The 19,101-nt window shown below is 52.2% G+C and carries 20 protein-coding genes; 17 read left to right on the top strand and 3 right to left on the bottom strand.

The genetic code is table 11. From position 1 onward, the window contains the following. Nucleotides 1-139 precede the first annotated feature (139 nt). From trpE to INP77_RS13475, 7 genes are all read left to right on the top strand, one after another. Nucleotides 140-1,657, top strand: coding sequence for an anthranilate synthase component I (gene trpE / locus INP77_RS13505; RefSeq protein ID WP_194749600.1), 1,518 nt, complete (start codon nucleotides 140-142; stop codon nucleotides 1,655-1,657). Nucleotide 1,658: 1 nt separating this feature from the next. Further along, entirely contained in the window at nucleotides 1,659-2,225 is a 567-nt protein-coding gene (locus tag INP77_RS13500; RefSeq protein ID WP_194749599.1) for an aminodeoxychorismate/anthranilate synthase component II, read from the top strand. Next, nucleotides 2,225-3,250, top strand: a complete 1,026-nt coding sequence (trpD, locus tag INP77_RS13495) for an anthranilate phosphoribosyltransferase (RefSeq protein WP_194749598.1) — start codon at nucleotides 2,225-2,227, stop codon at nucleotides 3,248-3,250. Before INP77_RS13500 ends, trpD begins: the two co-directional genes overlap by 1 nt. Further along, nucleotides 3,247-3,735 carry a DUF3465 domain-containing protein gene (locus INP77_RS13490; protein WP_194749597.1) on the top strand — a complete coding sequence of 163 codons (489 nt, stop codon included), beginning with the start codon at nucleotides 3,247-3,249 and terminating at the stop codon, nucleotides 3,733-3,735. The genes trpD and INP77_RS13490 overlap by 4 nt, the downstream gene beginning before the upstream one ends. Before the next feature lie 16 nt (nucleotides 3,736-3,751). Further along, nucleotides 3,752-4,540, top strand: coding sequence for an indole-3-glycerol phosphate synthase TrpC (trpC, locus tag INP77_RS13485; RefSeq protein WP_194749596.1), 789 nt, complete (start codon nucleotides 3,752-3,754; stop codon nucleotides 4,538-4,540). Nucleotides 4,541-4,659: 119 nt separating this feature from the next. After that, nucleotides 4,660-5,655, top strand: coding sequence for a porphobilinogen synthase (gene hemB / locus INP77_RS13480; RefSeq protein ID WP_194749595.1), 996 nt, complete (start codon nucleotides 4,660-4,662; stop codon nucleotides 5,653-5,655). Between the two features lie 177 nt (nucleotides 5,656-5,832). Further along, complete coding sequence (locus INP77_RS13475; RefSeq protein WP_194749594.1) at nucleotides 5,833-6,039, top strand: hypothetical protein; 207 nt, start codon at nucleotides 5,833-5,835, stop codon at nucleotides 6,037-6,039. A gap of 113 nt (nucleotides 6,040-6,152) precedes the next feature. On the opposite strand, the gene INP77_RS13470 is transcribed toward INP77_RS13475, so the two are convergent. Both INP77_RS13470 and INP77_RS13465 read right to left on the bottom strand, forming a co-directional pair. Continuing rightward, on the bottom strand, nucleotides 6,153-7,163 hold the full coding sequence (locus INP77_RS13470; protein ID WP_194749593.1) for a CDP-6-deoxy-delta-3,4-glucoseen reductase: 1,011 nt from the start codon (nucleotides 7,161-7,163) through the stop codon (nucleotides 6,153-6,155). A gap of 20 nt (nucleotides 7,164-7,183) precedes the next feature. Continuing rightward, nucleotides 7,184-7,639, bottom strand: a complete 456-nt coding sequence (locus INP77_RS13465; protein ID WP_194749592.1) for an FxsA family protein — start codon at nucleotides 7,637-7,639, stop codon at nucleotides 7,184-7,186. Nucleotides 7,640-7,669: 30 nt separating this feature from the next. On the opposite strand from INP77_RS13465, the gene cutA reads away from it, so the two are divergent. The 8 genes from cutA to INP77_RS13425 all read left to right on the top strand — a co-directional run bounded on the left by cutA (nucleotide 7,670) and on the right by INP77_RS13425 (nucleotide 14,666). Beyond that, on the top strand, nucleotides 7,670-8,005 hold the full coding sequence (gene cutA / locus INP77_RS13460; RefSeq protein WP_194749591.1) for a divalent-cation tolerance protein CutA: 336 nt from the start codon (nucleotides 7,670-7,672) through the stop codon (nucleotides 8,003-8,005). 43 nt (nucleotides 8,006-8,048) lie between these two features. Next, entirely contained in the window at nucleotides 8,049-9,821 is a 1,773-nt protein-coding gene (dsbD, locus tag INP77_RS13455) for a protein-disulfide reductase DsbD (protein WP_194749590.1), read from the top strand. Beyond that, nucleotides 9,814-10,350 carry a TlpA disulfide reductase family protein gene (locus INP77_RS13450; RefSeq protein ID WP_194749589.1) on the top strand — a complete coding sequence of 179 codons (537 nt, stop codon included), beginning with the start codon at nucleotides 9,814-9,816 and terminating at the stop codon, nucleotides 10,348-10,350. The genes dsbD and INP77_RS13450 overlap by 8 nt, the downstream gene beginning before the upstream one ends. A 190-nt stretch (nucleotides 10,351-10,540) precedes the next feature. Further along, nucleotides 10,541-10,978 carry a type II 3-dehydroquinate dehydratase gene (aroQ, locus tag INP77_RS13445; RefSeq protein WP_194749588.1) on the top strand — a complete coding sequence of 146 codons (438 nt, stop codon included), beginning with the start codon at nucleotides 10,541-10,543 and terminating at the stop codon, nucleotides 10,976-10,978. A gap of 32 nt (nucleotides 10,979-11,010) precedes the next feature. After that, entirely contained in the window at nucleotides 11,011-11,463 is a 453-nt protein-coding gene (gene accB, locus INP77_RS13440; RefSeq protein ID WP_194749587.1) for an acetyl-CoA carboxylase biotin carboxyl carrier protein, read from the top strand. A 112-nt stretch (nucleotides 11,464-11,575) separates the two neighbouring features. Beyond that, complete coding sequence (accC, locus tag INP77_RS13435) at nucleotides 11,576-12,925, top strand: acetyl-CoA carboxylase biotin carboxylase subunit (protein ID WP_194749586.1); 1,350 nt, start codon at nucleotides 11,576-11,578, stop codon at nucleotides 12,923-12,925. Between the two features lie 2 nt (nucleotides 12,926-12,927). Continuing rightward, complete coding sequence (gene prmA / locus INP77_RS13430; protein ID WP_194749585.1) at nucleotides 12,928-13,830, top strand: 50S ribosomal protein L11 methyltransferase; 903 nt, start codon at nucleotides 12,928-12,930, stop codon at nucleotides 13,828-13,830. Further along, nucleotides 13,821-14,666 carry a DUF3426 domain-containing protein gene (locus INP77_RS13425; RefSeq protein ID WP_194749584.1) on the top strand — a complete coding sequence of 282 codons (846 nt, stop codon included), beginning with the start codon at nucleotides 13,821-13,823 and terminating at the stop codon, nucleotides 14,664-14,666. Before prmA ends, INP77_RS13425 begins: the two co-directional genes overlap by 10 nt. An 11-nt stretch (nucleotides 14,667-14,677) precedes the next feature. Here INP77_RS13425 and INP77_RS13420 read toward each other — a convergent pair whose 3' ends face one another. Continuing rightward, nucleotides 14,678-15,583, bottom strand: a complete 906-nt coding sequence (locus tag INP77_RS13420) for a hydrogen peroxide-inducible genes activator (RefSeq protein ID WP_194749583.1) — start codon at nucleotides 15,581-15,583, stop codon at nucleotides 14,678-14,680. 321 nt (nucleotides 15,584-15,904) lie between these two features. Between INP77_RS13420 and katG the strand changes: the two genes are divergently transcribed. Together katG and INP77_RS13410 are read left to right on the top strand one after the other, a co-directional pair. Continuing rightward, nucleotides 15,905-18,085 carry a catalase/peroxidase HPI gene (gene katG, locus INP77_RS13415; RefSeq protein WP_194749582.1) on the top strand — a complete coding sequence of 727 codons (2,181 nt, stop codon included), beginning with the start codon at nucleotides 15,905-15,907 and terminating at the stop codon, nucleotides 18,083-18,085. A gap of 208 nt (nucleotides 18,086-18,293) precedes the next feature. Continuing rightward, entirely contained in the window at nucleotides 18,294-19,097 is an 804-nt protein-coding gene (locus tag INP77_RS13410) for an undecaprenyl-diphosphate phosphatase (protein WP_194749581.1), read from the top strand. Nucleotides 19,098-19,101 lie beyond the last annotated feature (4 nt).

The following is a 19,101-nucleotide window of genomic DNA, read 5'->3' as shown; positions in this document are numbered from 1 at the left end:
TTCTTCCAGTTGGCCAGTATTAAGCTGGCGTCGTTCGTGGCGGGGCTAGTCCTGCCCCACGCGCAGGTGCGCGCCATTTGCACCCACCTGCTGTGATTGTTTGCACGGCACTCTACGAATCAAACTGGAAAAAAGCATCATGTTAAGCACATTAAGCAAGACCGAATTCGACGCGCTGGCGGCGCAAGGCTACAACCGTATTCCGCTGGTGCTAGAAACCTTTGCCGATCTGGATACGCCCTTATCACTGTATCTTAAACTGGCCAATCAACCTTATTCCTATCTGCTTGAAAGCGTACAAGGCGGTGAGCGCTTTGGCCGTTATTCGATCATAGGCCTGCCTGCCACCACGCGAATTGTGGTGCGTGAACAGCATTTGCAGGTGATTCAGGATCATCAAGTCATTGAATCGCATAGCGATCAAAATCCGCTGGACTTTATCAAGGCCTATCAGGCGCGCTTTAAAACGCCGCCTTACGATGGTTTGCCGCGCTTTACCGGTGGCCTGGCTGGCTATTTTGGCTATGAGACTATTCAATACATTGAAAAACGTCTGGGTAAGCAGAAAAAGCCAGATGTGATTGGTACGCCAGATATATTGTTGATGGTGTCAGAAGAAATTGCCGTGGTGGATAACCTCTCCGGCAAACTGTATTTCATCGTGTATGCTGACCCGGCTAAAGCCAATGCCTATGAAACTGCATGCGCACGCATGCACACCTTGGTCGGGAAGTTACGGTGTAGCGTAGAGATTCCTGCTGCATTGCCCAGCGCTAAAACAGCGGCTATTTCTGAGTTTGGTGAAGACAACTTCAAAGCGGCAGTCAAAAAAGCACAGCAATATATTTTAGAAGGTGACATCATGCAGGTGGTATTGAGCCAGCGGATGTCGCAAGACTTTGACGCGTCACCATTGAGCTTGTACCGCGCTTTGCGTAGCCTCAATCCCTCCCCATATATGTTCTATTATGATATGGATGATCACCATGTGGTCGGTGCTTCACCAGAAATCCTGGTGCGTCTGGAAGAGACCACCGTGACTTCACGGCCGATTGCCGGGACACGCCCACGCGGTAAAAACCGTGATCATGACCTGGCCCTAGAAGCCGAGCTGCTGGCTGACCCTAAAGAGCGTGCCGAGCATGTGCAGTTGATGGATCTGGGCCGCAATGATGTGGGTCGCGTCGCGCTCACGGGTACTGTGAAAGTCACCGACAACATGACGATAGAGCGTTATTCACACGTCATGCATATCGTCAGCAATGTTGAAGGTCAGCTCAAGCCAGGCTTGGATGCGATTGACGTGCTTAAAGCGACTTTCCCTGCCGGGACCGTGTCTGGTGCCCCTAAAGTGCGCGCCATGGAAATCATTGAAGAACTGGAGCCTTCCAAACGTGGTATTTATGCCGGGGCCGTCGGCTATTTAGGCTTTAATGGCGACATGGATGTCGCGATTGCGATCCGTACTGCCGTGATCAAAAACAAAAAACTCTATGTGCAGGCGGGCGCCGGCATTGTGGCCGACTCGGTGCCGCAAAGCGAATGGGAAGAAACCCAAAACAAGGCCAAAGCCGTCATCCGCGCCGCCGAACTGGTGCAGGCAGGCTTGGATAGCCAGGCCGCCAATGTTCAAACCCATGCAGGAAAAGGAGCCTGATATGTTGTTGATGATTGATAACTACGACTCTTTTACCTATAACCTCGTGCAGTATTTTGGCGAGCTGGGGCAAGATGTGCATGTGCACCGCAATGACGAAATCACACTGGCGCAAATCAAAGCCATGCAGCCAGAAAAAATCGTGATTTCCCCAGGGCCTTGTACGCCCAATGAAGCCGGGATTTCTGTGCCACTGATTCATGAGTTTGCCGGCAAGATTCCTTTGCTGGGCGTCTGTTTGGGTCACCAGAGCATAGGCCAGGCGTTTGGCGGCAACATCATCAAGGCGAAAACCCTGATGCACGGCAAAACCTCATTGATCCACCATACTAATACCGGTGTGTTCAGAAACCTGCCTAATCCCTATACCGCGACGCGTTACCATTCGCTGGTCATCGAGCGCGAAACTATTCCGGATTGCCTGGAGATTACGGCCTGGACCGAAGATGGCGAGATCATGGGCGTCAAGCATAAAACACTGGCCGTGGAAGGCGTGCAATTTCACCCCGAGTCTATTCTGACCGAATACGGACATGAGTTGCTGGATAACTTCCTGAAAGGCTATTGATGGCCATCACACCTAAAATCGCCTTACAGCGCCTGATTGACCATACAGATTTCACACATGAAGAAATGCTGGAAATCATGCAGCAGATCATGAGCGGCGAGTTTACCCAAATCCAGATTGCCGGCTTTTTGTCGGCCCTGCGCGTCAAGGGTGAAACCGTCACCGAAATCGCCGCTGCTGCACAGGTGATGCGCGACCTGTCCAGCAAGGTAGAAATTACCGATTCTACGCATTTAATTGACACCTGCGGCACCGGCGGCGCGCCCAACAAAGCCTTTAATGTGTCTACCGCATCCGCGTTTGTGGCGGCCGGCGCCGGCGCCAAAATCGCCAAGCATGGTGGCCGGGCCGCTTCGTCCAAGAGCGGTTCTGCCGATGTGCTGGAAGCACTGGGCGTCAACATTGGCTTAACGGCTGAGCAAGTGGCGCGCTGCGTGAACGAGGCCGGAATCGGCTTTATGTTTGCGCCTAACCACCATGCGGCCATGAAATACGCCGCACCGGTGCGCCGTGAGCTGGGCGTGCGCACCATGTTCAACCTGTTAGGCCCCATGACCAATCCGGCCGGCGCCAAGCGTCAGGTGATGGGGGTTTTTCACCGTGACCTGGTGCCTTTGCTGGCGCAAACCTTGCAAAAGCTCGGCAGCGAGCATGTCATGGTGGTGCACAGTGCGGATGAAATGGATGAAATTTCTTTTTCAGCGGATACTTATGTGGCCGAGCTCAAGCATGGCCAGGTGAGTCAATACACTTTAAACCCTACCCAGTTTGGCATGCCCGTGCATGATGTGAACAGCATCCATGTGGAAAGTGCGCAGCATTCGAGTGACATTATCTTAGGCCTGCTCTCTGGCGAAAAAGGCCCTGCCCGCGATATCGTCTTGCTCAATGCCGGGGCGGCGATTTATGTGTCTGGCCTAGCAAGCGGGTTGCCATCAGGCATTGCGCAAGCCGCGCAATCGATTGATTCAGGCGCAGCGTTGCGTAAACTGCAACAATTGAAGGCCTTGAGTCAGGCAGCATGAAACAAGGGGCGCTGATTGCAATATTCTGCCTGCTGGCCGCCTGCCAGCAAGCAGAGCAATCCAATCCGCTGAATCAGCCACAGTCTGCGCTAGAGGTGAAATCGCAGGTGCAGTCTGTACACCTGCAACCGCTCTCGGCAGGACTCGTCACTGAAGAGAATGCGGCGCTTAAGCAGGCATTTGCCCAAAAGCAAAGTCATGTCTGGCTCGAAGGCAGCGGCACGGTGAAGAAGCTGTTGCCCGATGACACTCAAGGTGCCAGGCACCAGCGGTTTCTGGTGAGCGTGCCGCCAGAGCAAACATTATTATTTGCGCATAATATTGACCTCGCGCCCAGGGTAGAAAGCCTGAACATAGGGGATCAGATCAGTTTTAAAGGCGAATATATTTATAACCCCAAAGGCGGCATTATGCACTGGACGCATCATGATCCGCAGGGCCACCAGCATGGCTGGATTAAACATCAAAATCACACTTACGAATAAGGCATGCGAGCAGATTATGTCGGATATTTTAAATAAAATTTTAGCGACCAAACGTGAAGAAATCAGCAAAGCGCAAGCCAGCAAGTCATTGGATGCGATGCGTGAGGAAGCGCTGAGTCAGCCGGATTGCCGTGACTTTATCGGCAATATTGTTAAAAAGGTGGATGCAGATAAACCGGCCGTGATTGCTGAAATTAAAAAAGCCAGCCCGTCCAAAGGCATTATCCGTGCTGACTTTAATCCGGCCGCCATTGCTAAAAGCTATGAAAAAGGCGGCGCGGCCTGTTTGTCGGTACTGACTGACGAGCAATATTTTCAGGGATCTGCTGCCTACCTTCAGCAAGCGCGCGCTGCCTGCAAATTGCCCGTGTTGCGCAAGGATTTCATGATAGATCCTTATCAGATTTACGAAGCCCGAGCCATGGGCGCTGACTGCGTGTTGCTCATCGTGGCAGCTCTCGAACTGTCACAAATGCAGGAACTGGAGCTGACGGCCCACAATCTGGGCATGGCGGTACTCGTCGAAGTCCATGACGCGGATGAGCTTGAACTCGCGCTGCAACTGGAAACGCCGCTACTGGGAATCAACAACCGCAATTTGCGCACGTTCGATGTCACCTTGCAAACCACGCTCGACCTGCTCGAGAACATGCCGGAAGACCGTTTCGTCGTCACAGAGTCTGGCATCTTCACACCAGAGGATGTGGCTTTGATGCGCAGCCATCATGTGAATGGCTTTTTGGTCGGCGAAGCATTTATGCGGCAAGAGGATCCAGGTGCAGAACTCGCCAGGGTCTTTGGTTAGGAGAAGTTTTAAATAGCGTGAGTGCAAAGGTATGCCCTGCATGAGCGTATCCAAATCAGGCGCAATGATTGAAAGCACAAGCAATTTGACCAGATGCTGTGGTCAAAAAAGGAATCGATATGAGTAATCAATTTTTAGCCATCCGTCCACGCCGTATGCGCAAAGACGAATTTTCACGTCGCTTGATGCGTGAAAACGTTCTCACCACCAATGACTTGATTTACCCGGTGTTTGTGCTTGAGGGTGAAGGCGCGATTGAAGAAGTCAAATCGATGCCTGGCGTACAGCGTCAAAGCCTGGATGTGCTGCTCAAGACCGCTGAAGAGTGCGTAAAACTAGGTATTCCAGCGCTGGCTTTATTTCCGGTGGTGCCACAACAATACAAAAGCCTGGATGCCAAAGAGGCCTATAACCCTGAAGGCTTGGTGCCACGGACTGTGCGTGCACTGAAAAAGGCTTTCCCGGACTTGGGCGTGATCACTGACGTGGCTTTAGACCCGTACACCACTCACGGCCAGGATGGCCTGATCGACGATACCGGCTATGTACTGAATGACGAAACGGTTGAAGTGCTGGTCAAGCAGGCGTTATGTCACGCAGAAGCGGGTGCAGATGTAGTTGCGCCCTCTGACATGATGGATGGCCGTATCGGCGCCATTCGTGATGCGCTTGAAGAGCAAGGCTACATCTACACGCGAATTCTTGCTTACTCTGCCAAATACGCCTCAGCGTTTTACGGTCCTTTCCGCGATGCGGTCGGTTCAGCGGCCAATCTGGGCAAAAGCAACAAATACAACTACCAGATGGACCCAGCCAATTCTGATGAAGCATTAAAAGAAGTCGCACTGGATTTGGAAGAGGGCGCGGATATGGTCATGGTTAAACCAGGCATGCCCTATCTGGATATCGTACGCCGTGTCAAAGACGAGTTTGGCGTACCGACTTATGCATATCATGTTAGCGGTGAATACGCCATGCTCAAAGCCGCTGCACAAAATGGCTGGCTGGATGAAAAAGCCTGTGTGCTGGAAGCGATGCTTGGTTTTAAACGCGCCGGAGCGGACGGCGTACTGACTTATTATGCGATGGATATCGCAAGATGGTTAAAAGCATAACGATGAGTGCGATTTTTGCTCAAATTCTGGATTACTAAGAAAAAAGAGCGAGAAGCTGAGTGGCGTAAAGAAAAACTAGCTTATTACAAAGCATTTGTGGATAGTTTGATTGGGGTGGTTAATGGCGAGCATACACATTAAAACCAGAAAAAGTTTTCGAAGGCGGTGAATAATTTAATGTTATTTGCTCCTCAATTGGTGCTTAATGAACTCTATAAATTTGTTGAAGCCATTACATTAAGTAAGGACTTACCGTTAGATGAACATGATAAATTGCTAAGTGATTTGCTTTATCAAGTCCGAAAAAATGTGGGAATTTACCCGCCAGATGATGTGGAAACATTTATCGTACATTTGCGATCTTCCGGCAACCATCAGCAGTAGGTTTCGCTTACCGGCGAAATAAACCTTAGATAATTGATGCAAGTATTCTTCTCGATGAAGTGCGCTTTACTAATCGCCGTTGCCGCAAACGAATAAAAAACTATAGAGATTGCTTATTTAGGCGCAAACGTAAACGCATCACTATAAAACTCTTCCTCTGGTAACCCTTGCTTTACAAAAGTTTCTTTCGCAATATCCACCATGCCAGGTGCGCCGCAAGCGTAGACTTCGAATCCACTTAAGTCTGCGTGATCTTCCAATACGGCTTGATGCACCAGGCCACGGCGGCCTTGCCAGCCATCGTCGTCGTGACCGTCAGAAATGACGGGGATATACTGAATGTTAGGCATAAACTGTGTCCAGCGCTGGCAGAGGTCATCCATATATAAGTCGCCGGTTCGTCTCGCGCCGCGGTAGAGGTAAACGGGGCGCTGGATCTGATTGAAAATCATGTGTTCTATCATGCCTTTGACCGGTGCAAACCCCGTACCACCCGCCACCATAATGATGGGTTTTTGGTTTTGCTCTCGCAGGAAAAAACTGCCGAGAGGCGCTTCCATACGCAATATGGTTTTAAGCGGCATGTCATTGAACACTTGCTCGGTAAAATACCCGCCAGCAATTTTACGGATATGCAATTCAATAAACCCTTTTTCATGTGGCGCATTGGCGATGGAGAAAGCCCGGCGGCGGCCATCCTTGAGTAAAAATTCGATGTATTGTCCAGCCATAAAGGTCAGTTGTTCAGTGGCAGGTAATTGCAGGTGCAAGACCATTACATCGTCGCCGAACTGCTGTTTGTGTTGAATGCGTACCGGCAAAATACGCGGTTTGATGCCTTGCACCATATCGATCTGGCGACATTCAATGACCAGGTCTTCAAGGGGTCTGGCACAGCAAAACAAAGCCATGCCAGCTGCAAGCTCGGCATCGGTCAAGGCGTTGCCTTGGTAATCATCATGCATGACTTTGCCGGTCAGCACCTTGCCTTTGCAGGCGCCGCAAGCGCCATTACGGCAGCCATAGGGTAAGTTGATACCCGCTTCTATGGCGGCTTCGAGCACGGTTTGGCTGGGGCGGACATCAAAGGTATGGCCACTGTTTTCAATCAGGACACGGTTCATAAGACGATATTTTCCAAGCGTTAATCTTTGCGCGGGAGATGCACGACATTATCTACCGGTTTGCTGTCAGGGACTTCGGTAAATTCCCCCTCAATCACCTCGTCATTCGCGCTGTGACGGTAGCGTGCATGGGGTTGTTGATGCTGCCCGCTGACGTTTGGGTTGTTGGTTGGAATCAGTAACAGAATCACGGCAATGACATCGCTAATGACGCCCGGAATCAGGAGTAATACTCCGGCCAGCAAGTTTCTGGCAGTGGAAAAGATGGCGGCTACCGGGTTGCCACCGGCCGTCATTTGCTGAAACAAGCGTGACGCGATCAGGTCTTTTTCACCACGAATCAGCTTGAGGCCCAGGTAGCCGATCATGATCAAGTAGACCAAGACCCACCAGCCATAGCGCTGACTGAGTTCGATCAGGACCGCTATCTCCAGAAACGGAAAAGCCAGTAGAATAGCAAGGATGAGAAAACGCATGTCAGAATCCTGTCTGTGAGTCAGCGCGCGATGACGCCAAAAGAGGAAATTATAATCGTGTTTACGCATGTGCCGAACAAGGCATGTGCCGAGCATATCGCGCAGACGTTGCTTACAGACAAGTTGGCGGCATGCGTCAATATTTCAAGTCCGGTTACCTCTATTTATCGCTGGCAAGGGCAGATTGAGCAAGCGGAAGAAATCGCCCTGAGCATTAAAACCACGCGGCAGGGGTATGCCGCCTGTGCGGCCAGGCTTAGAATGCTGCATCCTTATGAACTTCCAGAGATTGTAGGCATCCATGTGAGCGAGGGTTTGCCGGAATATTTGGCATGGGTGGCGGCCGAGACAGGGATGCAGGAGTGAAGCGTTGATCAAAAATGGGTTTAAAGTAGCATGGGTGCTGGTCATGTTATGCGTGATGGTGTTGCCTGTGCACGCGGCGTCACAATTCTCAAAACTATTCACTGAAGATAGCAGCGAAGATTTTTTGCCTGTCGATCAGGCATTCAAGGTCGATGCGGCATTGACGGATGCCACGCATGCCCAGATCCGGTTTACTGTAGCACCAGGCCACTATTTATATAGAGACCGCATACAACTCTTACCGGCCAGCGACACGACACAGCTCAGCTTGCCATCCGGTGAAACCAAGCATGATCCCAATTTTGGCGAACAGCAGGTGTTTCACCACGACACCGTGGCCGAGGTAACGTTTGCAGGGGCCACCCCTCAGGTGTTGCAGGTACGCTATCAAGGCTGTAGTGAAAAAGGCCTGTGTTATCCGCCACAAACCAAATCACTTGCATTGGACGCGGTTGCCTCGGCGGATAATATTCGCAGTGCACAGCCCGTCAACGCGGAGAGTGAGGACGAGTTTTCTGGCAAGCTTTTGGCCTCTGGCCACTGGTGGCAGATTGTGGCTGGCTTTTTTGGTGCAGGCCTGTTGCTGGCATTCACCCCTTGCGTGTTCCCGATGATTCCTATTTTGTCTGGGATTATTGTGGGCAAAAATGCCCATGTGTCGCGTGGCAAGGCGTTTACCTTGTCATTGGCATACACGCTGGGCATGTGCCTCACTTATACCCTGGCTGGCGTCGCCGCCGGGCTCTCTGGGCAGCTCTTGAGCAGCGCGCTGCAAACGCCTGCCGCCCTGATCATCGGTGCCCTGATTTTTGTGGTGCTCTCATTCTCCATGTTCGGCTTTTACGAGCTCAAACTGCCGTCAGCGGTTGAAAATTACTTTTTTAACTGGAGCAGTCGTTTCAAGGGTGGCCATCTGGCCAGCGATTTCTTGATGGGGGCCATATCTGCCTTGATCATCAGCCCTTGTGTCGCCGCGCCGCTGGCGGGTGCGCTGCTTTATATCAGCCAGACGCATGATGTGGTGCTGGGCGCGGTGGCATTGTTTTCATTGTCGCTGGGCATGGGTGTACCGTTATTGCTGATTGGCGCATCAGCGGGTACGGTTTTGCCCAAGGCGGGCGAATGGATGAATGTCGTTCGTCGCTTGTTTGGGGTGTTGATGTTGGCTGTCTCGGTCTGGATCGTTAGCCCGTTGCTGCCTGTGTCAGCGCAACTGGTTTTATGGGCGGCCTTGTGTATTGTCCCGGCCATTTATCTGCGCGCAATAGACCCTTTGCCTGCGGATGCGGGGAGCACCGCGCGTCTTTGCAAGGGATTTGCGGTCATGTTGCTGCTTTATGGCGCCGCGCTGCTGGTGGGTGCCTGGTCGGGCGCACGCTCACCGCTACAACCTTTGCAAGGGGTCATGTCTGCTTCGGCGAAGGATGTGCAAGCACTGCCATTCAAACGCGTGCAAAGTGTACAAGCGCTCGAAAATGCGCTTGCGGCCGCGCAGGGCAAACCCGTGATGCTGGATTTTTACGCAGACTGGTGTGTCTCGTGCAAAGAATATGAGCAGTTTGTCTTTAGCCAGCCAGAAGTGCGGGCTGCGCTCAAAGATGTGGTGCTGTTGCAGGCAGATGTGACCGAAAACCGGGCGGAAGATGCCGCATTGCTCAAGCGCTTTGAATTGTTCGGGCCGCCAGGGATCGTGTTTTTTGATGCGCAGGGACGGCCGTTACAACCTGTGATCAAAGGCTATCAGGACGCCACACAATTTCTTGACCGTTTGCGCAAATTGCCTTTAAGCGCCATGGAGAAGTCTGCACATGCATAATATTGCGCGTTTGGTCATGACGATATTACTGATCGTTGTTCTCGGTAGCGGATTCCGTTGGCTTTACCTTCACCGTGATCAATGGATGACGTCTGCCCCTACTCAAACGGCGATGATGGTACCTGACGCGGTATGGAGCGTCGGTTTGCAGGATGCTGGTGGCAGGGAGTATGCGCTTTCAAGCTTTAAAGGCAAGCCTGTGATCATGAATTTTTGGGCGACATGGTGTGAGCCTTGCCGTGAAGAAATGCCCGAAATCTCAGCGCTGGCGGCCGAACACCCCGAAATTGCAGTATTAGGCCTGGCTATTGACGAGGCAGCCGCTGTGCATGAGTTCGCGGAGAGTACGCCCGTCAGTTATCCTTTGTTAATTGCCGAGAACGAAGGCATGCCTTTGGCCGAGCAACTGGGCAACACCAAAGGCGTATTACCTTACACCGTGGTGATTTCTGCCAACGGCCAAGTGACACACACCTTCTTCGGCAGAGTCAATCGCCAAATGCTGCAAAAAGCACTCAACTTGCCTTAAATGCCTGCCCAGTTCTGTGCGCAAACAGGCCGCTTATGGCTTAGGTTTGTCGCCTGATCTGTACCAGTTGCTGCCGTTTTGGCGACTTTCCATTTGTTCCAAATTGCGAATTTTACTGGACAAAATGCAATAACTTCGGCAAACTTCGACGCCATGAAGGTTGTATTTTTCTCTTTGAGAGGCATCTGAAATGGGCGCCAAATCCATCCTGGTGATACATGGACCCAACTTGAATATGCTGGGGACACGTGAGCCACAGCACTACGGTAGCCAAACGCTTGCAGATATCAACCAGCATCTGCTGGAATTGGCGCGGGCCGATCAGGTACGTCTTGAATCCTTTCAGAGCAACTCTGAGGCGGAGATCATAGAGAAAATTCATGCATTGTCTGTGAACCGGGTGGATTACATCATTATCAATCCTGCCGCCTTCACACATACTTCTATTGCCATCAGGGATGCCCTTTCGGCAGTGAACATTCCATTCATTGAAGTGCATCTCTCCAATGTGCATGCCCGTGAGTCATTCCGGCATCATTCTTATTTCAGCGATCTGGCAACCGCCGTCATCTGCGGTTTGGGCGCAGAGGGATACTACGCCGCCTATCGCTACATCCAACAACGCTAATAACATTTAAAACATTTACATTCGAGGCTAATATGGATTTACGCAAACTCAAAAAACTGATTGATCTGGTCGAGGAATCGGGAATTTCCGAGCTGGAACTGACTGAGGGTGAAGAGAAGGTACGTATCAGTCGCGCCATGGCACCGGGTGCTGCACCAGTGACTCAATATGTCGCTGCACCTGTTTCCGCGCCTGCAGCGGCACCCGCAGCAGCCGCTGCTCCCGCCGTTGCAGCGGCAGAAGTGCTAGAAGGCACGGTGGTTAAATCACCGATGGTCGGTACGTTCTATCGCGCGTCTTCTCCAGATGCAAAAGCGTTCGTCGATGTTGGTAGCACTGTCAATACAGGGGACACCCTGTGCATTATTGAAGCCATGAAGCTGCTCAACGAAATTGAGAGTGAATATGCGGGCACGATTAAAAAGATTTTCGTTGAAAACGGTCAGCCTGTGGAATACGGCGAGCCTCTGTTCCTGATTGGTTAATCGTGATGGTTGAAAAAGTACTGATTGCCCGTGGCGGCGACCAGCAGCCCTCTGCGGGTTTCGCAGCAACGAAGTTTAATTGTCTAGCGGCTATTGAGACGCGGAGTAAATAATGTTCGAGAAAATCCTGATTGCCAACCGCGGCGAAATTGCCTTGCGCGTGCAACGTGCTTGTCGTGAGTTGGGGATTAAAACGGTGGCTGTGCACTCTGAGGCTGACCGTGATGCCAAATATGTCAAGCTGGCCGATGAGTCTGTCTGTATTGGCCCAGCACCTTCTGCAAAAAGCTACCTGAATATTCCTGCCGTGATCAGTGCGGCTGAAGTGACGGATGCGCAAGCGATTCACCCCGGGTATGGCTTTTTATCCGAGAATGCCGACTTTGCCGAGCGGGTTGAACAAAGCGGTTTTGTCTTTATCGGCCCCCGCGCAGAGACCATTCGCCTGATGGGTGACAAGGTGTCTGCCAAGGACTCCATGAAAGCGGCGGGTGTGCCATGTGTGCCTGGCTCAGATGGTGCGCTGAATGATGATCCGGCTGAAATCATTAAAACGGCCAAACGCGTAGGCTACCCGGTGATTATTAAAGCAGCGGGCGGTGGCGGTGGTCGTGGCATGCGCGTGGTGCATACCGAAGCCGCCTTGCTCAATGCGGTCAATATGACCAAAGCCGAGGCACAGGCTGCCTTTGGCAACCCGATGGTTTACATGGAAAAATTCCTTGAAAACCCGCGTCATATCGAGATCCAGATTCTGGCTGACCAGCATGGCAACGCCGTGTTCTTGGGTGACCGCGATTGCTCCATGCAGCGCCGCCATCAAAAAATTATTGAAGAAGCACCATCGCCCTTGTTGCCAGAAAGACTGCGCGACAAAATTGGTGAGCGTTGTGCCGAGGCCTGCCGCAAGATTGGTTACCGTGGCGCCGGCACCTTCGAGTTCCTGTATGAAAATGGCGAGTTCTACTTTATTGAGATGAACACCCGCTTGCAGGTGGAGCATACCGTCACTGAAATGATCACGGGTATCGACCTGGTTCAGCAGCAGATCTTCATCGCTGCTGGTGAGAAGCTGCCGTTCCGTCAGCGCGATATCGTGCTCAATGGCCATGCCATCGAATGCCGGATTAACGCCGAGGATCCTTATACCTTTGTGCCTTCACCAGGCTTTATCAATCGCTTTCATATGCCCGGCGGCCCTGGCGTACGCATGGATACGCATGTGTATGGCGGCTATACCGTGCCACCGCATTATGACTCGATGATAGGCAAGCTGATTACACACGGTGCGACACGCGAACAGGCGATTGCCAGAATGCGCGTGGCCTTGTCCGAGATGTATGTCGAAGGCATTAAAACCAATACTGCGCTGCATTCTGATCTGATGGCCGACTTGGCTTTCCAGCAGGGCGGCACCAGCATTCACTATCTGGAGCAGAAGCTGGGTATCAGCTCGAAATAATTTTGCATTGGCTGTTACTTAAAATTCAATCAACCGAGCCGCAGGCCGAGGCACTCAGCGATGTGCTGATGGAGCAGGGTGCGTTGTCCGTCAGCATTGAAGATGCGCACGCTGACACCTTGGCCGAGCAGGCAATTTTTGGCGAGCCGGGGGATCCCCCGCCCGGCATCTGGCAGCAAAACATTGTCACGGCCATGCTGGATGCAGAAGCCGATGTCCAGGGTCTACTGGCCCGTGTACAAGCCGAGCTGCAACTGGATGGTCTCAAATATCAGTTAGAGCAGATCGAGGAGCAGGATTGGGTGCGGGCCACGCAAGCGCAGTTTGACCCTATCCGCGTGACCGATAGATTGTGGATCGTGCCTTCCTGGCATGAAGCGCCGAATGCGGAGGCGATCAATATCGTGCTGGATCCGGGCCTGGCATTTGGCACCGGCAGCCATCCGACCACGCATTTGTGTTTGAGCTGGTTGGCGCAATTACCTGAAACACTGTTGCGCAGTGCCAATGTCCTTGATTACGGATGTGGCTCAGGCATTTTGGCCATTGCCGCCAAAAAACTGGGCGCCAACACCGCCACAGGCGTTGATATTGACCCGCAGGCAGTGATTGCCAGTCGTGATAACGCGCTCAATAACCAGGTCGAGGCCATTTTTTATGACTCTGCCGAATACCTGCATGAGCCGTTTGATCTGGTCGTGGCTAATATTCTCTCCAGCGCCTTGATGGTGCTGGCCCCAGTCATTGCCAAATCTTGCAAAACTGGCGGTAAAGTTGCATTATCCGGCATATTGGAGAGCCAGCAGCAGATGTTGCTGGCGCATTATGCCGAGTGGTTTGAAATGGATGCCCCCATCCAGCAAGATGGATGGGTCTTGCTGACGGGAACCAGAAAATGTCCTTGATTACGGCCTGCCCGGCCTGCCAAACACAATTTGAAGTCACTGACGAGCAATTGCAGGCCTATGCTGGCAAGGTGCGCTGCGGTGAATGTGATCATGTGTTTGATGCGCGCTCGCATTTGCTGTCGTCATCTGCTGCCACTGCTGCAAGCGAGGCGGTATATCCCCAGCCTGCCAGCGATGCCGCGATTTACTTTCAGGTCAGTGCCGAGGCCGCACAGGCGCATCCGGTGCCTGACGAGCCGTTTGAAGCAGTCATGCCGGAGCTGTCTATTCGGCCTGACGAGGCGATTGAGCCTGAAATCCCAGCTTTTCTGCGTGACGTTTCACTCGAGGATGAGCGCCCGCAATCCCGGGTGACGCCCGCCACCCCTTGGGCATATAGCCTGCTTTCTGTCCTGCTGCTGGTGACTTTTTTTCTGCAAACACTGTATTTCTCTCGCACCACGCTTGCCGCCAGTTACCCGCACACCAAACCATGGCTGCAAACGCTATGCAAGCCACTGCATTGTGAAGTGGGTTTGCCTAGGGATATTGCGCAATTGACGATAGATGATGCGGATATTCAAGAGCACAAGACACGCGCCGGCGTGCTGGTGTTTTCCAGTGTGCTCATGAATCACGGTGAGGTGAGACAGGCCTATCCGATGATAGAGCTGACTTTGACCAATACGGCAGATGAACCGGTATTGCGCAAAACGCTCAAGCCGGAAGACTATCTGCCTAAGACTGTCGATGCCAGCAATGGCTTGGCGGCCTTGCAAGAGCAGTCCGCAAAAGTGTTGTTAGGCGTAGACGAAAAACTGGTAACGGGTTTTCGCGTCGCCATCGCCTACTAGTTTTTGTTCATCTAAACCGGGTCAATCTGTTGTTGCGCAGCGCCCACGTCAGCCATCACTTTTCCTAATATTTCAATCGCTTCTTTGCGCACAAAACTTTTGCGCCAGGCCAGCGCAATACGTCGACTAGGGGCAGGGCGGGTAAACGGGATCACGCGAATCAGCGCGTTCTGATAGCGCGCCGCAGTTGCCATGGCTGGCAGCACCGTGATACCCAAGTTCGAAGCCACCATATTTCTGATTGTTTCCAGCGAATTGCCCTGTAACACTTCGCCTTTACGGCTGAGCTCGGGGCAAGCCTGGGTTACCTGATTGCTGAAGCAATGCCCGGTGTTGAGCAATAACACTTTCTCCTGGCTCAATTCATCTGCCTCGACCGATGTGCGCTTGGCCCAGGCGTGACTCACGGGTACTACGACATTAAAGTCCTCGTCATACAGTGGCAAGGTTTCAATGCCCGGCACATCAAACGGTAAGGCGACTACAGCCGCATCGATGAGCCCGTTCTTCAGCTGCTGCTCCAGGGTCGCCGTGATGTTTTCCTCAACCTCCAGCGGCATCTGCGGCGCCACCTGGATGAGTGGCGGAATGATTTCGGGTAACAGATAAGGCCCGACCGAGTGAATCATGCCCAGCTTGAACAGGCCGTTGAGCGGATCGTTACCGTGTTTCGCCATCTCTTTAATCTTGGCTGCTTGCTCCAGCACGATATTGGCTTGTGCAATAATCTGCTCACCAATTTCGGTGGGGGTCACCTCGTTGCGGTTACGTTCAAACAGAGAGACACCCAGCTCTTCTTCCAGTTTTTTGATGCCCAGACTGAGCGCCGGCTGGGTCACAAAACATTTTTCTGCTGCGCGCCTGAAGTTTCTCTCTTGCGCCACCGCCAATACAAACTTTAATTCAATCAAGGTCATTTGCTTGTCTCGCTGTTTTCACCATCACTAGTCTATATTCATTAGTTTTATTAATCAATAATATCAAAACATACAATTATACAAATTAAATGGTGCGCTCTAGAATGCGATGCATGGATGACAACATAAGGAGACAAGATGTGGACCTGGCTTAATCAGGAATCAGCCGTGTGGCAGGAAGCGTTAGCCGCTTACGCGGCCAGTTTTTAACTCTGTAGTTTATTTTATATCAAATTATTATCGTAACAATCAAGGCGTAGTATATTTGAGTCTTGATGAATTTTTTGCCGCACTCATCAATTAACAACAAGGAGCTAACACATGCAGAATCAAAACACGGGCGCCAAGTGCCCATTCGCGCATGGCGCAATCACGACAACCGCACAAACCAATACGAATTGGTGGCCGAACGCCCTCAATCTGGATATCTTGCATCAACATGACCGTAAAACCAATCCGCTTGGTGAGTCATTTGACTATAGACAGGAAGTATCCACGCTGGATGTAGATGCGCTTAAAAAGGACATGCATGCCTTGATGACGGACAGCCAGGCATGGTGGCCTGCAGATTGGGGTCATTATGGTGGCTTGATGATTCGCATGGCCTGGCACGCCGCCGGGACTTATCGCGTGGCAGATGGCCGTGGTGGCGCGGGTACAGGTAACCAGCGCTTTGCACCACTCAACAGCTGGCCTGATAACGTCAACCTAGATAAAGCGCGCCGCCTGCTGTGGCCGATCAAGAAAAAATATGGCAACAAGATCTCTTGGGCGGACCTGATTGTACTTGCGGGCACCATTGCCTATGAGTCCATGGGTCTCAAGACTTTCGGATTCGCTTTTGGCCGTGAGGATATCTGGCACCCGGAAAAAGATATCTACTGGGGCAATGAAAAAGAGTGGCTGGCAAAAACCGGTAGCGAAGGTAGCCGCTATTCTGGTCAGCGTGACCTCGAAAACCCGCTGGCTGCCGTGATGATGGGCCTGATTTATGTGAACCCGGAAGGCGTGGATGGCAACCCTGATCCGCTGAAAACCGCGCAGGATATCCGCGTTACCTTTGCCCGCATGGCGATGAACGACGAGGAAACGGTAGCGTTGACGGCAGGCGGCCACACGGTGGGCAAAGCACACGGGAACGGTCAGGCCAGCAACCTTGGTGTCGACCCGGAAGCCGCCGACGTACATGAGCAGGGGATGGGCTGGAACAACCACACCAGACGCGGAGTGGGCCGGGATACGGTGACCAGCGGCATTGAAGGTGCCTGGACTACACACCCGACCCAATGGGATAACGGTTACTTTGCCATGCTGTTTAACCATGACTGGGAACTTAAAAAGAGCCCGGCCGGTGCGTGGCAATGGGAACCCGTGAACATCAAGGAAGAAGACAAGCCAGTCGATGTCGAGGATCCTAGCATTCGTTATAACCCCATCATGACAGATGCGGATATGGCCATGATCAAGGACCCGATTTACCGCAAAATCTCGGAGCGATTCCGTGACGACCAGGCGTATTTCTCTGAAGTGTTTGCCCGTGCCTGGTTCAAGCTGACACACCGTGACATGGGTCCCAAAGCCCGTTACATCGGCCCGGATGTGCCACAAGAGGACCTGATCTGGCAAGATCCGGTGCCTGCAGGTTCAGCCATCAGCGAGACAGACATTGCTGCACTCAAGGCACACATTCTGGCGAGCGGCTTAAGCACCGCAGAACTGGTCGCGACCGCTTGGGATAGCGCACGTACTTTCCGTGCCTCAGACTACCGCGGGGGCGCAAATGGTGCACGTATTCGTCTGGCGCCACAAAAAGACTGGGTAGGCAACGAGCCCGTCAGACTGCAAAAAGTGCTGACCGTGCTCGAAGGCATACAGCAGGGCTTTGGCAAACCTGTCAGCATCGCTGACCTGATTGTCCTCGGTGGTTCTGCTGCCGTTGAGCAAGCCGCCCAAGCCGCCGGAGTGAACATCACAGTACCGTTTGTTGCAGGCCGTGGTGATGCGACGGCAGAGCAGACAGACATTGAGTCTTTTGAGGTGCTGGAACCTGTGCATGATGGTTACCGCAACTGGCTCAAGGCCGACTACGTACCCTCGGCAGAAGAAATGCTGCTGGACCGTACCCAGCTGATGGGTCTGACTGCACCAGAAATGACCGTCCTTGTGGGTGGGATGCGTGTGCTGGATACCAATCACGGTGGGAGCAAGCACGGTGTATTTACCGATCAGCCTGGTGTGCTCAGCAATGACTTTTTTGTCAACCTGACCGATATGCGCTACACCTGGGTGCCTGCTGGCAACAACCTGTATGAAGTCCGTGAGCGCAACACAGGTGCAGTTAAATGGACGGCTACCCGTGTGGATCTGGTGTTTGGCTCCAACTCCATCCTGCGTTCTTATGCCGAGGTGTATGCACAAGATGATGCCAAGCAGAAGTTTGTGCACGACTTTGTCGCCGCCTGGAGCAAGGTCATGCATGCGGATCGTTTTGATCTTAAATAATTAAAAATTTCTGTGACTCGGTCGTCATGCCAAGCGCCTTGAGGGATCAAGGCGCTTTTTTATTGATGGATTAGTATGTATGCAGACATTGGTCATGATGTGTATCACTGACATTTGCCAGGCGTAAGCAACGTGCGCCCATGCATTTTCAATCGTGAAATTTCTATGGCCACGGCAAGTCTGCAAAACTGTCTGTTAGAATAACTGTATGGATATCTATTTGATGCTGAAGGCCGTGATCATGGGCCTGGTCGAAGGCGCGACCGAGTTTATTCCTGTGAGTAGTACAGGGCATCTGATCATTACCGGGGAGTGGCTGGACTTTCTCTCTAAAGATAAACGTGATGTGTTTGAGATCATCATTCAGCTGGGCGCGATTCTGGCGGTCTGTGTCGAATACCGGCAACGGCTCTGGCATACCGTGCAGCGCATTCAAACGGATACCAACGCCCAGCACTTTGTGCGCAACCTCATCATTGCTTTTTTACCTGCCGCGTTGATTGGCCTGGCATTTCATCACCAGATTAAAGAATATTTATTTTCCTCCTTCACCGTTGGCATCGCACTGGTCGTGGGGGGGGTATTAATTTTGCTGATTGAAAAGTTTGTGCCAGCAGGCAATACGCGTGATATCGACCAGATTTCAGCCAAGCAAGCCTTGCAGATTGGCTTTGCGCAATCGCTGGCATTGTTTCCGGGCATGTCACGTTCAGGCGCGACCATTCTGGGCGGCATGTTTTTTGGCCTGAGCCGTCAGACGGCGACTGAGTTTTCATTCTTTTTAGCCTTGCCCATCATGTTCGCAGCCACCGGGCTCGACCTCTATCAAGCCCGTGACTTACTGTCTGTGGACGATGCATTGATCTTTTTGATCGGTTTTGTGGTCTCATTTTTGTCAGCCTTGGTGGTGATTCGCGCCCTGATCCGATTTGTCGCCCAGCATTCGTTTGCCGTGTTTGCCTGGTACCGTATCGTGTTTGGCATTCTGGTGCTGGTTTTCTTTGCACATTAATTTG

This window comes from Methylophilus sp. 13 (genome assembly GCF_015354335.1).
Classification (GTDB): Bacteria; Pseudomonadota; Gammaproteobacteria; order Burkholderiales; family Methylophilaceae; genus Methylophilus; species Methylophilus glucosoxydans.
Note: the sequence above shows the minus strand (reverse complement) of the source record. Positions and strands in the feature narration are given on the sequence as shown.

Coding starts and splice junctions, on each gene's coding strand:
- trpE (WP_194749600.1), top strand. CDS start 140: ATGTTAAGCACATTAAGCAAGACCGAATTCGACGCGCTGGCGGCGCAA.
- INP77_RS13500 (WP_194749599.1), top strand. CDS start 1,659: ATGTTGTTGATGATTGATAACTACGACTCTTTTACCTATAACCTCGTG.
- trpD (WP_194749598.1), top strand. CDS start 2,225: ATGGCCATCACACCTAAAATCGCCTTACAGCGCCTGATTGACCATACA.
- INP77_RS13490 (WP_194749597.1), top strand. CDS start 3,247: ATGAAACAAGGGGCGCTGATTGCAATATTCTGCCTGCTGGCCGCCTGC.
- trpC (WP_194749596.1), top strand. CDS start 3,752: ATGTCGGATATTTTAAATAAAATTTTAGCGACCAAACGTGAAGAAATC.
- hemB (WP_194749595.1), top strand. CDS start 4,660: ATGAGTAATCAATTTTTAGCCATCCGTCCACGCCGTATGCGCAAAGAC.
- INP77_RS13475 (WP_194749594.1), top strand. CDS start 5,833: ATGTTATTTGCTCCTCAATTGGTGCTTAATGAACTCTATAAATTTGTT.
- INP77_RS13470 (WP_194749593.1), bottom strand. CDS start 7,163: ATGAACCGTGTCCTGATTGAAAACAGTGGCCATACCTTTGATGTCCGC.
- INP77_RS13465 (WP_194749592.1), bottom strand. CDS start 7,639: ATGCGTTTTCTCATCCTTGCTATTCTACTGGCTTTTCCGTTTCTGGAG.
- cutA (WP_194749591.1), top strand. CDS start 7,670: ATGACGCCAAAAGAGGAAATTATAATCGTGTTTACGCATGTGCCGAAC.
- dsbD (WP_194749590.1), top strand. CDS start 8,049: ATGTTATGCGTGATGGTGTTGCCTGTGCACGCGGCGTCACAATTCTCA.
- INP77_RS13450 (WP_194749589.1), top strand. CDS start 9,814: ATGCATAATATTGCGCGTTTGGTCATGACGATATTACTGATCGTTGTT.
- aroQ (WP_194749588.1), top strand. CDS start 10,541: ATGGGCGCCAAATCCATCCTGGTGATACATGGACCCAACTTGAATATG.
- accB (WP_194749587.1), top strand. CDS start 11,011: ATGGATTTACGCAAACTCAAAAAACTGATTGATCTGGTCGAGGAATCG.
- accC (WP_194749586.1), top strand. CDS start 11,576: ATGTTCGAGAAAATCCTGATTGCCAACCGCGGCGAAATTGCCTTGCGC.
- INP77_RS13425 (WP_194749584.1), top strand. CDS start 13,821: ATGTCCTTGATTACGGCCTGCCCGGCCTGCCAAACACAATTTGAAGTC.
- INP77_RS13420 (WP_194749583.1), bottom strand. CDS start 15,583: ATGACCTTGATTGAATTAAAGTTTGTATTGGCGGTGGCGCAAGAGAGA.
- katG (WP_194749582.1), top strand. CDS start 15,905: ATGCAGAATCAAAACACGGGCGCCAAGTGCCCATTCGCGCATGGCGCA.
- INP77_RS13410 (WP_194749581.1), top strand. CDS start 18,294: ATGGATATCTATTTGATGCTGAAGGCCGTGATCATGGGCCTGGTCGAA.